This is a genomic window from Mesorhizobium sp. Root552 (assembly GCF_001427285.1).
Lineage (GTDB): Bacteria > Pseudomonadota > Alphaproteobacteria > Rhizobiales > Rhizobiaceae > Mesorhizobium.
The window spans coordinates 121,625-135,796 of sequence record NZ_LMFV01000034.1 but is presented as its reverse complement, the minus strand read 5'-3'; the positions used below and the strand labels follow the sequence as shown (position 1 = coordinate 135,796).

12 protein-coding genes are annotated in these 14,172 nt (G+C 60.1%); 4 read left to right on the top strand and 8 right to left on the bottom strand.

Annotated elements, in window-relative coordinates; all coding sequences use genetic code 11:
- Nucleotides 1-7: 7 nt before the first annotated feature.
- A complete protein-coding gene (locus ASD50_RS14100; RefSeq protein ID WP_056242419.1) occupies nt 8-811 on the top strand; it encodes an amino acid ABC transporter ATP-binding protein in 804 nt (267 codons plus the stop codon).
- A gap of 28 nt (nt 812-839) precedes the next feature.
- Here ASD50_RS14100 and ASD50_RS14095 read toward each other — a convergent pair whose 3' ends face one another.
- Entirely contained in the window at nt 840-2,114 is a 1,275-nt protein-coding gene (locus ASD50_RS14095; RefSeq protein WP_056242410.1) for an FAD-dependent monooxygenase, read from the bottom strand.
- Nucleotides 2,115-2,125: 11 nt separating this feature from the next.
- Nucleotides 2,126-2,371: a zinc-finger domain-containing protein gene (locus ASD50_RS14090; protein ID WP_056242406.1), complete on the bottom strand. Its 246-nt coding sequence runs from the start codon at nt 2,369-2,371 to the stop codon at nt 2,126-2,128.
- Between the two features lie 145 nt (nt 2,372-2,516).
- Here ASD50_RS14090 and ASD50_RS14085 point away from each other — a divergent pair, with 145 nt between their 5' ends.
- Nucleotides 2,517-4,721 carry an RNA degradosome polyphosphate kinase gene (locus ASD50_RS14085; RefSeq protein ID WP_056242404.1) on the top strand — a complete coding sequence of 735 codons (2,205 nt, stop codon included), beginning with the start codon at nt 2,517-2,519 and terminating at the stop codon, nt 4,719-4,721.
- Complete coding sequence (gene ppx, locus ASD50_RS14080) at nt 4,718-6,250, top strand: exopolyphosphatase (protein ID WP_056242403.1); 1,533 nt, start codon at nt 4,718-4,720, stop codon at nt 6,248-6,250. Before ASD50_RS14085 ends, ppx begins: the two co-directional genes overlap by 4 nt.
- Here the strand turns inward: ppx and ASD50_RS14075 are convergent.
- The 3 genes from ASD50_RS14075 to fumC form a co-directional block, all read right to left on the bottom strand.
- On the bottom strand, nt 6,243-6,656 hold the full coding sequence (locus tag ASD50_RS14075; RefSeq protein ID WP_056242591.1) for a DoxX family protein: 414 nt from the start codon (nt 6,654-6,656) through the stop codon (nt 6,243-6,245). The genes ppx and ASD50_RS14075 overlap by 8 nt on opposite strands.
- 144 nt (nt 6,657-6,800) lie before the next feature.
- Nucleotides 6,801-7,223, bottom strand: coding sequence for a DoxX family protein (locus ASD50_RS14070; RefSeq protein ID WP_056242400.1), 423 nt, complete (start codon nt 7,221-7,223; stop codon nt 6,801-6,803).
- 100 nt (nt 7,224-7,323) lie between these two features.
- Nucleotides 7,324-8,739, bottom strand: coding sequence for a class II fumarate hydratase (gene fumC, locus ASD50_RS14065; protein ID WP_244484529.1), 1,416 nt, complete (start codon nt 8,737-8,739; stop codon nt 7,324-7,326).
- A 714-nt stretch (nt 8,740-9,453) separates the two neighbouring features.
- On the opposite strand from fumC, the gene ASD50_RS14060 reads away from it, so the two are divergent.
- On the top strand, nt 9,454-10,581 hold the full coding sequence (locus ASD50_RS14060; protein WP_056242393.1) for a metallophosphoesterase: 1,128 nt from the start codon (nt 9,454-9,456) through the stop codon (nt 10,579-10,581).
- Nucleotides 10,582-10,709: 128 nt separating this feature from the next.
- Here the strand turns inward: ASD50_RS14060 and ASD50_RS14055 are convergent, their stop codons facing one another.
- The 3 genes from ASD50_RS14055 to gltX all read right to left on the bottom strand — a co-directional run bounded on the left by ASD50_RS14055 (nt 10,710) and on the right by gltX (nt 14,083).
- Complete coding sequence (locus ASD50_RS14055; protein ID WP_056242391.1) at nt 10,710-10,889, bottom strand: CsbD family protein; 180 nt, start codon at nt 10,887-10,889, stop codon at nt 10,710-10,712.
- Between the two features lie 303 nt (nt 10,890-11,192).
- Nucleotides 11,193-12,482: a citrate synthase gene (gltA, locus tag ASD50_RS14050; protein ID WP_056242388.1), complete on the bottom strand. Its 1,290-nt coding sequence runs from the start codon at nt 12,480-12,482 to the stop codon at nt 11,193-11,195.
- 179 nt (nt 12,483-12,661) lie between these two features.
- Nucleotides 12,662-14,083 (bottom strand): glutamate--tRNA ligase, encoded by a 1,422-nt coding sequence (gene gltX / locus ASD50_RS14045; protein ID WP_056242384.1) that lies wholly within the window; start codon nt 14,081-14,083, stop codon nt 12,662-12,664.
- Between the last annotated feature and the right edge of the window lie 89 nt (nt 14,084-14,172).

Genomic DNA, 14,172 nt, shown 5'->3' with positions numbered 1-14,172 from the left:
ACGGCTTATGGCCACCGAAAACGCAGTCAGCGCGGAAGAGATCAAGGTCAACACCAACAAAATGCAGATTTCCGCTACCGACGTAGCGATCGAAATCATTGGCATGCATAAATGGTACGGCGAATTCCACGTGCTGAAAGACATCAACCTGAAGGTGATGCGGGGCGAACGTATCGTCATCTGCGGTCCGTCCGGTTCCGGCAAGTCGACCATGATCAGGTGCATCAATCGGCTGGAAGAACACCAGAAGGGCAAGATCATCGTCGACGGCAAGGAACTGACCAACGATCTCAAGAAAATCGACGAGGTTCGCCGCGAGGTCGGCATGGTGTTCCAGCACTTCAACCTGTTTCCGCACCTGACCATTCTGGAGAACTGTACGCTCGCTCCAATCTGGGTTCGCAAAATTCCGAAAAAGCAGGCTGAGGAAACGGCCATGCATTTTCTTGAAAGGGTCAAGATCCCGGAACAGGCGCACAAGTATCCCGGCCAGCTTTCCGGTGGGCAGCAGCAGCGCGTTGCAATCGCCCGGTCGCTGTGCATGAACCCGCGTATCATGCTGTTCGATGAGCCAACTTCGGCTCTCGATCCGGAAATGATCAAGGAAGTTCTGGAAACCATGGTTGGCCTTGCCGAAGAAGGCATGACCATGCTGTGCGTGACGCACGAAATGGGATTTGCGCGTAAAGTCGCGAACCGGGTGATCTTCATGGATGCCGGCCAGATCGTGGAACAGAACACGCCTGCCGAATTCTTCGATCACCCACGGCACGAACGCACGAAGTTGTTCCTGTCGCAGATTCTCCACTGATAGTTCTGGTTTTGATGAAACGGCCCGGTCATTTTTTGACCGGGCTTTTTTGGTCAGTTGGAACGGCTGCTGATGGCGTGTCGTTGACGGAACCAGATTCTGGCAATCGCCAACCGTAAAGCCAGTCGAGATCGGCGGCGAGTTGTTCCGGCGAGCGTAGCTTCAAGAAGAGATTGCGCGCCAGCGCGACCGGTCCTGCGGCATGCCATGCCAGATGATTGAGGGCTCCACGCCGAACAACTTTGTTGACCCGCTCCTTGCGCCGCTGCTCCCAAACGGAAAGCCGCGTTGCGAGTTCATCGTCATTAGCGATGAAGTCGGCCAACATGGCTGCATCTTCGATTGCCATTGCGGCGCCTTGGGCAGCAAATGGGGTCATCGCGTGGGCAGCATCGCCGATAAGTGCAGCGCCTTTTGCTCTCCATGCTCCATTCGAATCGACGCTGTGCAGTGGCCACGCCGTCCAGCCACCAGCCAAATCCACAAGCTTGCGAAGTTGCGGTGAAGTGTTGCGCATGGCTTGCGCGAGGATTTTGATATCTGCGTTGCCCGACCAGCTATCGGCAATTCTCTCACCTTTGGTGAAAGCAACGAGATTGATCTTCGTGCCCGCGCTAATTGGATAGGCAATCAGATGGAACCGGCTGTGCAGGAAAGCCGTTACGGCGTCTGTGTTTGCAATGCCGGCAAACGCCCTTCCGGCAGGTTCGTCGAGCGCTATTGTGGTGCGCCATGCCAATTCACCGGTAAAGCGGCTGGGGGCAGTTGTTCTTACCGCATTGCGAACCGCTGACCAGACACCGTCGGCTCCGACAAGCAGCCCTGCGCTGACGTTTGATACATGGCCGGCACAATTCACCGAAGCTTCAATCCCGTTCGCGTGCTGATGCACGTTGACGATTCGCGCTCCGGTCTTGAGCTCTATTCGAGTGTTCTGGTTGGCGGTAGCCAACAACGCGCGTTGCAGGTCGGCGCGATGTACAACGAGGTAAGGAGCCTTCCAGCGCTTCTCGGCCATCTCGCCAAGCGGGATAGCCGTGAGCATTTTGAGGGTGCCTGCGTCCCGTAATTCGACGGCGCGCGGGCGCACCGTATAAGGCAGCAATTCTGGAAGGACGCCCAGTTCACGCAAGATGTGCGTGGCATTGGGCGAAAGCTGGAGGCCTGCGCCGAAAGCCTCCAGCTGAGGGGCCTGTTCGTAAAGTCGGACGGACAACCCATGTCTGGCGAAAGCAATGGCTGCCGTCAGGCCGGCTACTCCGGCACCTGCGATGATGACCGACCGGGATCGTTCATCGGTCAAGATGCTGGCTTTCAGGCAGCGCGATCGACGTAGACGCAGTTCGGCGGCAGTGTTTCGCTCGCCTTTAATCCTGCGTTGTAGCGATACAGCGTCGAGCAATAAGGGCAGACCTTTTCGTTGTCCGCACCCAGGTCGAGAAAGACATGGGGATGGTCGAAAGGCGGGTTGGCGCCAACACACATGAATTCTTTCACGCCGATCTCGATTGCGGCATGGCCTTGATCGTTCTGGAAGTGGGGAATGGAACCGCCGGCCATGATCGTCTCCTTCTGGCTCGTACCACTTGCGTTTGGAGCATAACCCGGCTCTTTGCAAGATCGATGAAATGAAACTGTCGCAAAACCCTGTCAGAGGATAAATTGAGCCGGATAACCGGCGCGCAGGGCTGGAGAAAACAGGGACATGAGCGAGTTGAAACCGGTTCAGGCCGAGTTCGTCACTACGGAAGCCCCTTCCATGGAAGGCGGGAACCCCGACCGGTTCGTCAATCGCGAATTTTCGTGGTTGCAGTTCAACCGTCGAGTGCTCGAGGAGTCGCAAAATCCGCGACATCCCTTGCTCGAGCGGATTCGCTTTTTGTCGATTTCCGCAGCGAACCTGGATGAATTCTTCATGGTGCGTGTCGCCGGCCTGGCCGGTCAGGTGCGCGAGAAGATTGCACTTAAAAGCCCGGACGGTCGTACTCCGGAACAGCAGCTCGAACAAATCCTGCGGGAAGTCGAGCGCCTTCAGGAAGATCAGCAAAAAAGCCTTTCGGCGTTGATGGAACTGCTGAACAAGGAAGGCATCGAGACCATCACCAGCGATGCGTTGACCAAGGAAGAACGCATGTGGCTCGAGGAGCATTTCCGCGAGCAGGTGTTTCCCGTCCTGACGCCATTGTCGATTGATCCGGCTCACCCATTCCCATTCATTCCCAACCTTGGCTTCTCGATGGCTTTGCAGCTTCGCCACCGCAAGGAAGGCGAGGAAATGAGTGCGCTTTTGAGGCTTCCACCCGCGTTGAAGCGGTATGTTCGCTTGCCCGATCGCAAGAACCATGTTCGCTTCATTCCGCTGGAAGAGGTGGTTGCGATCTATATCGGCAAGCTGTTTCCCGGATATGAAGTGAAGGGTTCGGGCACCTTCCAGATCATTCGCGACAGCGATATCGAGGTCGAGGAAGAGTCGGAAGATCTGGTCCGCCTCTTCGAGACCGCCCTGAAACGACGGCGCCGCGGATCGGTTATTCGGATCGAATTCGACAGCAAGATGCCGGAAGAACTGCGTGAGTTCGTGGCCGGTGAACTGGGCGTTGCCGCTAATCGGATCAGCGTCCTCAATGGGCCTTTGGCGCTCAGCCAGATCGCCGAGATCGTCGCCGTCGCGCGAGATGACCTGAAATTCACACCCTACAATCCGCGTTTCCCCGAGCGCATCCGCGAGCATGGCGGGGATTGTTTCGCGGCTATCCGCGAGAAGGATATTGTCGTCCACCACCCCTACGAGTCTTTCGATGTGGTCGTGCAGTTCCTGAGGCAGGCAGCCGCTGATCCTGACGTCGTCGCCATCAAGCAGACGCTTTACCGTACCTCCAATGACAGCCCGATCGTGCGTGCATTGATAGATGCTGCCGAAGCCGGAAAGTCGGTGACCGCGCTGGTTGAACTCAAGGCGCGCTTCGATGAAGAGGCCAATATCCGTTGGGCACGCGATCTTGAGCGCGCCGGCGTCCAGGTCGTGTTTGGCTTCCTGGAGCTCAAGACCCACGCCAAGATGTCGCTTGTGGTGCGGCGCGAGGACGGTCGGTTGCGCAACTACGTACACCTTGGAACGGGCAACTATCACCCGATTACCGCGCGCATCTATACCGATCTGTCGTTCTTCACGACCGATCCGCAGATCGCCCGTGACGTGGCTCAGATATTCAACTTCATCACGGGCTATGCGGAACCGGCGGAGGAGATGACAATCGCTCTGTCTCCCTACACGTTGCGCAGCCGCATCCTTGGCCATATCGAGACCGAGATCGATCATGCACGCAATGGCCGGCCTGCACGAATCTGGATGAAAATGAATTCCCTCGTCGATCCCACCGTGATCGACGCGCTTTATGCGGCTAGCCGAGCGGGGGTTGAAATCGATCTTGTTGTGCGCGGCATTTGCTGCTTGCGGCCCCAGGTTCCCGGCCTCTCGGAGAATATCCGCGTCAAGTCGATTGTCGGCCGCTTCCTTGAGCACAGCCGTATCTACTGCTTTGGCAATGGGCACGGCCTGCCGTCTGACGAGGCGATCGTCTACATCAGTTCCGCCGACCTGATGCCACGCAATCTCGACCGCCGGGTCGAATGCATGGTGCCGATCACCAACCCGACTGTGCATGAACAAGTTATTGGCCAGATCATGCTGGGCAACCTTGTGGACAATCAGCAAAGTTTCGAAGTATTGGCAGATGGAACCTCCAGGCGCGTGTCGCTGGAAGAGGGCGAGGAGCCGTTCAACGCGCAGGAATACTTCATGACGAATCCGAGCCTGTCGGGACGAGGCGACGCATTGAAATCGCACGCGCCCAAGCGCATTGCCCAGTTCAAGCGCCGTAAGAAACTCGACGTAGCGACGGGCGGATGATCTCAGCATCCCAGGGGCGCCTGCAGGACCGCAAGCCGGTTTCGATCATCGACATTGGATCGAACTCGATCCGTCTTGTCGTTTATGAAGGCTTGGCGCGATCGCCGACCATCCTGTTCAACGAAAAGATGCTGGCCGGCCTTGGGCGCGGCATCGTTTCGACAGGCAAGCTCGATCCGGAGGCGGTTACTCGCTCGATGGAAGAGTTCAGGCGTTTCCGCAGCCTTTCCGATCAGGCTGGAGCTGAGGAAATCCATGTCCTGGCGACCGCGGCAGCGCGGGAAGCGGGAAACGGCCCGGACTTCATTCGCCGCGCGGAGGATGTTCTCAAGACCGAAGTTCGGGTGTTGAGCGGCAGGCAGGAGGCCTACTACTCCGCCCTTGGGGTTATCTCGGGTTTTCACCCTGCAAATGGAATTGCCGGCGACCTTGGCGGCGGCAGCCTTGAGTTGATCGACGTCAACAGCGAGGTGATCGGCGATGGCATTACCTTGCCTCTGGGTGGCCTGCGCTTGCAGGACATGGCGAAAAATTCGCTGACCCAAGCGGTCAAGATCGCGCGCATCGAGGTGGCGAGAGCAAAGCTTTTGAAGGCCGGGCAGGGCCGTGTCTTCTATGCCGTGGGCGGGACCTGGAGAAACCTGGCCCGCCTTCATATGGAGACGACGAATTATCCACTCGGCGTCATGCATCACTACGAGATCAGCGCAGATAGCGCCGCAGCATTTCTCAAGCAGGTCGCCAAGGGCGATATCGACAAATTCAAAGGCATCGAGGGCGTGTCGAAAGCTCGACGCGCGTTGTTGCCCTATGGCGCCATCGTTCAGCAGGAAATCCTTGCGGCGATGAAACCGGCAAAGATCGTGGTATCTGCGGTTGGCGTGCGCGAAGGCTTCCTTTATTCGCTGCTGAAAGGAGCCGACCAGAAAGCCGATCCGTTGCTTTCGGCTTGTGAAGAATTGGCCAGGTTGCGTTCCCGTTCCTACACACATGCGCAGGAACTTGCGGAATGGACGGGCAAGGCTTTCGCTGCCTACGGGATCGATGAGACCGAGGACGAGGTGCGGTATCGAAAAGCCGCCTGCCTTCTGGCCGATATCGGTTGGCGTGCGCATCCTGAATATCGTGGCACGCAATCGCTTAATATCATCGCGCATGCGTCTTTCATCGGCGTGGATCATCCGGGGCGGGCCTATCTGGCGCTCACCAGCCTGTTTCGCCATGAAGGGCTGTTCAAGGAATCCGCGCCTGAGATACGCTCGCTCGCGACACCGCGGCTCTTGGAGCGCGCACGCATTTTGGCGGCAACGATGCGGGTTGTTTACCTGCTTTCGGCAGCCATGCCCGGCGCCATTCCGAGGCTCAAATGGGAAAACAGGGGCAATGGCGTCCTGGCTCTGGTCATCCCCGCTTCGCTCGGCGGCCTTTATGGCGAGCGCCCTATCGGACGGCTGGCGCAGTTGGCGAAAACTCTCAATCGCAAGCTGATACTTGCCGTCGAGGATGGCCCGAGCGCTGCGGTCAAGTAGCACGCAGCCCGCGCCAGGAATCCACGGAAAAGGCCCCGGACCCCGCCATTGCAAGGGCGAGGAACCCGCCGGCTATGGCAACATCTTTCATCAACATCTGCTGGTGCATGAACGCCAGCACCGGATCGCCTGCACCCTGGCCGTAGTGGCCTAGAAATGCAGCGCTCAGGCAAAACAGGGCCAAGGCGAGGGATGCGATGCGGGTTTGAAATCCGATCAGGACGAGCAATCCGGAAATCAATTCGAAAAGTCCCACGCCCCACGCCATGATTTCAGGCGCCGGCAAACCCAGGCCGGCGAAGTAGCCGGTCGAGCCACTGATATTACCCAGCGTTTGAAGGCCCGCAGGAATAAACAGGGCGGCTAACAGGATACGTGCCAGAAGAAGCGTAAGGTTTCTTGACATGTTCCTGCCCCCCATGACCACGCGGATAGCATGGTGACCTCAAGGCTCATGCTACCAGCAGTCCAACTGGTGTGGATAAATTCACAACGAAAAAGGGGCACGGAAACTTCCGTGCCCCTTCTGGCGTCGGGTATGCAGGGCTTGTCAGCTACGGCGGCCGTCGATCGAGATCGAACCGGCACCGACAGCGGCGAGCAGCAGGAAGCCGCCAACGAGGCCGAGGTTCTTCTGCAGCATCAGCACCTGCATCTGGTCGGCGAAGTCGAGGTGGGCGATTGCCGTGGCCGCAAGCGTGAAGACGGCGAGCAGGATGGCGGCGATGCGGGTCTTGAAGCCGACGAGGATGGCGAGGCCACCGAGGAGCTCAACGAGACCGACGACGACGGCGGTTACGGTCGGCAGCGGCAGGCCGATGGAACCGAACCATCCGGCGGTGCCGGAAATCGCGGTCAGTTTGGCGAAGCCGGACAAGATGAAGAGGACGGAAAGCAGGACGCGACCGACGAGGATCGCGACCGAGGAATTGGAGGCGGCGGGAGCGCCGGCAGCGGAAGTGTTGAAGGACATGGCAAAGTCTCCGGGGGTGATCGATGCCGCCTACATAGACGGAATCGATCGTTCACCAAAGATGTCTATCCGGCGACACATCGTTCACCAATGAGAGTCGTCAGCCCGGATGCGTCATGTCCTCCGGGCGAACGAGGCGGTCGAAATCGGCCTCGCTGACATAACCGCCGCCAACGGCTTCCTCGCGCAAAGTGGTGCCTTTCTTGTGGGCAGTCTTGGCGATCTTTGCCGCATTGTCGTAGCCGATGGTGGGGGCAAGAGCGGTTACGAGCATAAGGGAGCGTTCGAGCGCGGCCTTGATGTTGTCTTCGCGGGCCTCAATTCCGACAACGCAATTGTCGGTAAACGAGATGGCGGCATCGGAGAGAAGCTTGACCGACTGGAGGAAGTTGTAGGCCATGAGCGGGTTGTAGACGTTCAACTCGAAATGGCCCTGGCTGCCGGCGAAGGTGAGGGCGGCGTTGTTGCCGAACACCTGCACGCAAACCTGCGTCAACGCCTCGCACTGGGTCGGGTTGACCTTGCCCGGCATGATCGACGAACCGGGCTCGTTTTCCGGCAGGGAGAGTTCGCCAAGGCCGGAGCGGGGGCCGGAGCCGAGGAAACGGATGTCGTTGGCGATCTTGAACAGGGCAGCGGCGGTGGCATTGATGGCGCCGTGCGAGAACACCATCGAATCATGCGCGGCCAGCGCCTCGAACTTGTTCGGCGCGGTCTTGAAGTCGATGCCGGTAATGGCGGCGATGCGCTCGGCAACCTTTTCGGCAAAGCCGACGGGAGCGTTGAGGCCGGTGCCGACGGCTGTGCCGCCCTGCGCCAGTTCGCACAGGCCGGGCAAGGTGAGTTCGATGCGCTTGATCGAGGACGCGACCTGCGCGGCGTAGCCCGAAAATTCCTGGCCGAGGGTGAGGGGAGTGGCGTCCTGGGTGTGGGTGCGACCGATCTTGACGATATGGTCGAAGGCCTTGGCCTTGGCGTCGAGCGCGGCGTGCAGGTGCTTCAGCGCCGGCAGCAGGTCGTGGACGATGCGCTCGGCGGCGGCGACGTGCATGGCCGTGGGATAGGTGTCGTTGGACGACTGGCTCATATTGACGTGATCGTTGGGATGCACCGGCTTCTTGGAGCCCATGACGCCGCCGAGCAGTTCGATCGCGCGGTTGGAGATCACCTCGTTGGCGTTCATGTTCGACTGGGTGCCGGAACCGGTCTGCCAGACCACCAGCGGAAAATGGTCGTCGAGCTTGCCGTCGATGACTTCCTGCGCGGCGGTGACGATGGTTTCACCGAGCTTGGGGTCAAGGCGATTGAGCGCCATGTTGGCTTCGGCGGCGGCACGCTTGACGATGCCAAGCGCGCGAACGATGGAGGCAGGCTGCTTTTCCCAGCCGATCTTGAAGTTGCCAAGCGAACGCTGCGCCTGCGCGCCCCAATAGCGGTCCGAGGCCACTTCGATCGGGCCGAACGTATCGGTTTCGGTTCTGGTCTTTTCAGCGCTCACTGTGCCGGTCTCCTGCATATGTCCAACAGTCGCGAGGGGCGTATCGCGTTGCCCCATGCGCTTCAAGCGAAGATTGCGGGGCAAAGCCAACCAAATCGGTTGAAGGCCGGACACGGCTTTTTCTGCCACGCCCGGCTAAAGCCGTCTGGCCATTGTCAAGGAGCTGACCTCGCTTGAGAGGTCGGGAGGACGGGCGGCCGTTCGGTCGCTCGTTTGGTAGTTTGGTGCGGCCTTGCGGCCGCCCAGGCTCCGCGGGCAACACTGCGCCCGGTTCGAGGGCCGGACTTAGGGGTTCATCACCCAGTCGCCTACCGCAGACGACCAGCCCGGCACCGCCGCCCCCTCCTGATCCCCGGTCCGGACCAGGTCTCCCGCAAGGGCGATGGGACGGATTATGGGGGAGACGGAGAGGGTGGGGAAAAGTGGGGCGTGAGATTTTTGTCTAGGTGAGCAGGATCAAGGGGTTGGACGGATTACGACCCACGTTTCGTACACGTCGGCTAGCTCAGCGCTGCCCCTCACCCTTACCTCTCCCCGTAAACGGGGAGAGGAAGGCGTCAGCGTTTGCGCTCAGCCCCATCCGATCTCGCCTCGCTATGCTCGGTTCGGCCACCGCCGGAGCCATAGCGAAGGGCCGGGCTGTGGCCGAGCGTTAGCGAGGACGGATGACGGGTGAACGGCAGAGCGAACCGTTCTGGACGAGTCGGCTGCGGGTGTGTTGAACTGCCGGTCATGATGGATAGAACGACCAGGGCGTGGCCGACCCGGCGGCAGGTGCTTGCCGGAATGGGAAGCCTCGGCGTTTTCGGCGGCTTTGGCGGTTACGCGAAAGCCCAGGCTGCCGGGGTTCCTGCCATCGATGCGACGTTTCTTTTCGTCTGCGATGTTCACGCCTGCCGGATGGCGAGCGGGCTAAGCCCGAATTGCCAGCAGGAGGGCAAGACGGACGCCAACCTGCTGCGCAATATCGCGGCGCTGAATGGTTTGGGCGACAAGGACTGGCCAGCCGAGATCGGCGGCGTTGCAACTGCCCTTCGCTCCGCCGGTAAAAGGATCGGGACGCCGCTCGGGCTTGTTGTCGGCGGAGACATGACCGACGACGGCGGCGGGCAGGTGACGCAACCCAGCGAAGGCACGCAGCTGCTGCAATTCAGCCAGCGCTACCAGCAAGGCATGGGGCCGGACCGCGTGCATGTTCCGGTCTATGCCGGGCTTGGTAACCACGATCTCGACCAGAACGGTCCTCCGCCCCATGTCGACTGGTATCGGCGCGAACTGCGCGACTATATCGAGGTTAACCACCGCCCGGGCGTGTTCTTCAAGCCGGCGGTGCCGGCAACGAATTACGATACTGATTCCGATTGCTATTCCTGGGATTGGGGCGGTCTTCACCTCATCCAGACGCATCGCTTCGCCGGCGACACCGGGCATGGCGCAGTGAGCGGCTTGCCGTGGCTGAAGCAGGATCTGGCGACTTATGCTGGCGACGGCAGGCCGGTCGTGCTGTTCCAGCACTATGGCTGGGATGCGTTTTCAATCGAGAACTGGGACCCGGCGAAAAAGACCTTCGATGACGAGGGCAGCGGTGCGCCGCACTGGTGGAGCGAAGCGGACAGGGAAGCGCTTGTCAGCGCTTTGGGCGCGTACAATGTCGTCGGGATATTCCACGGCCACCAGCATGAAACCCCGATGATCTACCGCCAAGGCAAACTGGACCTTTTCAAGCCGAAGGCGGCTTACATGGGAGGCTTCGCGTTGGTGCGCATAACCGATGAGGCGATGGATGTGGTGCTTGGCGAGGCGAATGACGACAAGGGCGGGGTGACGTTCACCAACGCGTTCAGCAAGGCGATCAAATGAAAAAGGCCGCCTAAGCCGCCTTTTTCACTGTCTCGCATTTCAGCAGTACCTGGCTGACTTCTTATGTTGGGCCTATGTTGGGCGCATTTCCGGACGCAAAATCGCTTCACCCTTTTGCTGGAAACGCCCTAGAGCGCCTTCTTCACCTTTTCCTTCACGTCGCCATAGGCTTTCTGGACCTTGCCAGCGACTTTTTCCGCCGTGCCTTCTGCCTGCGTGCGCTTGTTGCCAGTGGCCTTGCCTGCTGCTTCCTTGACGGAGCCCTTGACCTGCTTGGCCACGCCGGCGACCTGATCCTTGTTCACCATGTTTCCGCATCTCCTGGGTTGAACGTGCCAAGACAAACGGGGAGAGGCGGGTTCGGTTCCGCCGATTTTCAGCGCGCCCGCGATTGCCGATGTCGTTGTCCGAAGCAGCAAAAAAGAACGCCTCCCGCACCGCATAGTGTGTGGGAGGCGTCCTTGTTGTCGTCAGCTCTTCTTCGGATTGCTCCGTCGAAATGCTTCGACATCGGGATAATGCGGCGCCGGTGAAATGGTTCCACGCAAAAATAAATTTTTTGCGGCTGAAAGACGAAGGGCGCCAAATGGCGCCCCTGTCGTTCATGGAGGTTAGCGCTTGGCGATCGGAACGTAGTCGCGATCGGTCGCGCCGGTGTAAAGCTGACGCGGGCGGCCGATCTTCTGGTGCGGGTCCTCGATCATTTCCTTCCACTGTGCGATCCAGCCGACCGTGCGCGCAACGGCGAACAAAACGGTGAACATGGTGGTGGGGAAGCCAAGGGCCTTGAGCGTGATGCCCGAATAGAAATCGACATTCGGGTAGAGCTTCTTTTCGATGAAATATTCATCGGTAAGCGCGATCTTCTCAAGTTCCATCGCGATGTCGAGCAGCGGATCGTCCTTGATGCCGAGTTCGCCGAGAACCTCGTGCGCCGTCTTCTGCATGATCTTGGCGCGCGGATCGTAGTTCTTGTAGACGCGGTGGCCGAAGCCCATGAGGCGGAACGGATCGTTCTTGTCCTTGGCGCGGGCGATGAATTCGGGAATGTGATCGACATGGCCGATTTCGCTCAACATGTTGAGGGCGGCCTCGTTGGCACCGCCATGCGCCGGACCCCAGAGGCAAGCGATGCCGGCCGCGATGCAGGCGAACGGGTTGGCGCCCGACGAACCGGCAAGGCGCACGGTCGAGGTGGAGGCGTTCTGCTCATGGTCGGCATGCAGGATGAAGATCCGCTCCATGGCGCGCGCCAGCACCGGGTTGACCTTGTACTCCTCGCACGGCACCGCAAAGCACATGTGCAGGAAGTTGGCCGCGAAGTTGAGGTCGTTCTTCGGGTAAATGAACGGCTGGCCGATATGGTACTTGAAGGCCATGGCGGCGAGCGTCGGCATCTTGGCGATGAGGCGCATGGAAGCGACCATGCGCTGGTACGGGTCCGAGATGTCGGTGGAGTCGTGGTAGAAGGCCGACATTGCGCCGACGACGCCGCACATGACGGCCATCGGATGGGCGTCGCGGCGGAAACCGGAGAAGAACTTCGACATCTGCTCGTGCACCATGGTGTGGCGCGTGATGCGGTAGTCGAAGTCGTCCTTCTGGGCCTTGGTGGGCAATTCGCCGTAAAGCAAGAGGTAGCAGACTTCGAGGAAGTCGCCGTGTTCGGCAAGCTGGTCGATCGGGTAGCCGCGATGGAGCAGGACGCCCGCATCGCCGTCAATGAAGGTGATGCCGGATTCGCAGGACGCCGTCGACGTGAAGCCCGGATCGTAGGTGAAAGCGCCGGTGGTGGCATAGAGCGCACCTATATCCACGACGTCCGGGCCGACCGAGCCACTTCGCACCTTGAGTTCGTGAGTTTTGCCACCAAGCTCCAGTTTTGCGGTCGATCCGGTCATTGCAAACTCCTTATTATTCCTCATGCCCGTACGGCAAAAATCATCCTGCGACGCAATATCCGAAAACAGGGGGGTGTTCGAAATTGCAGCCTTGACGCGGGGTCAGGCCAATTAGTCCAGTTGCTAATGTTGCATCGCAAAACGACGCTTTCAATGCCATTCTTCTTGGTCCAGAAATCCTAATCGATTTGATCGGAAATGCGCGCCAGGCTCTCTTCGCGGCCGAGCACGGCCAGCACGTCGAAGACACCCGGGGAGGTGCTTCTGCCGGTCAGTGCAGCGCGCAACGGTTGTGCGACCTTGCCCAATTTCAATCCTTCCTCTTCCGCGTAGACGCGGACCGCAGCCTCGGTCGAGGACGCGCTCCATTCCGTCAGCGCCTTGAATCGGGGAAGGATGTCTCCAAGGACCTTCTTGGCGCCGGCGTCGAGAATGGACGCAGCCTTTTCATCGAATTGCAGCGGACGATCCGCTATCAAGAAATACGTGCTGTCGGCAAGTTCAACCAAGGTCTTGGCCCGCTCTTTCAGGCCGGGCATGGCGGCAAGCAGCCTTGCCCTGGCGGCGTCGTCGAAACGGGCGGCCAGCGCCTCGCCACCGGGCAGATGCGGGAGGGTCTCCAGGAAGATATCGGTGAGCCTGGCATCGTCCATGGCGCGCATATGGGTGCCGTTCAGGGCTTCCAGCTTGGCGAAGTCGAAGCGGGCCGCACCCTTGTTGACGTCCTTGATGTCGAACCACGAGATCATGTCGGCGATCGACATCACCTCGTCGTCGCCGTGGCTCCAGCCGAGACGGGCGAGGTAGTTGAGCAGGGCCTCGGGCAAATAGCCCAAGGCGCGGTAGGCCTCGACGCCGAGCGCGCCGTGGCGCTTGGAGAGCTTGGCGCCGTCGGCACCGTGGATGAGGGGGATGTGCGCCATTTTCGGCACCGCCCAGCCCATCGCGTTGTAGATCACCGTCTGGCGCGCGGCATTGGTGAGATGGTCGTCGCCGCGGATGATGTTGGTGACGCCCATGTCGTGATCATCGACCACCACGGCATGCATGTAGGTGGGGTTGCCGTCGGAGCGCAGGATGATGAAATCGTCGAGATCCTTGTTGGGGAAGCGCACTTCGCCCTGCACGAGATCATGAACGATGGTTTCGCCCTCCGAGGGCGCCTTGATGCGGATGGCGCCGGCAACGCCCTTGGGCGCCTCGGACGGATCGCGGTCGCGCCAGCGGCCGTCATAGCGCGGCGGACGGCCTTCGGCGCGGGCCTTTTCGCGCATTTCCTCAAGTTCGGCAGGGGTGGCGTAGCAGTAGTAGGCCTTGCCGAGGCGGACTAGTTCTTCCGCGACTTCGCGATGGCGCGGCGCGCGCTCGAACTGCGAAACCGGCTCGCCCTGCCAGGTCATGCCGAGCCAGGTGAGGCCTTCGATAATGGCGGCGGTGGCGGCTTCGGTCGAGCGCTCGCGGTCGGTGTCTTCGATGCGCAAGAGCATCGTTCCGCCGGTGTGCTTCGAATAGAGCCAGTTGAACAGAGCCGTGCGCGCGCCACCGATGTGCAGGAAGCCGGTGGGCGAGGGGGCGAAGCGAGTGACGACCTTTTCGGACATGAAACTCTCGAGCAACAGACGGCCCGCTGTGGCGGGCTTTTATGGTTGGCGCGTTCATGTACCATAGGAGCCTTGGGTGCAAGGGGCAG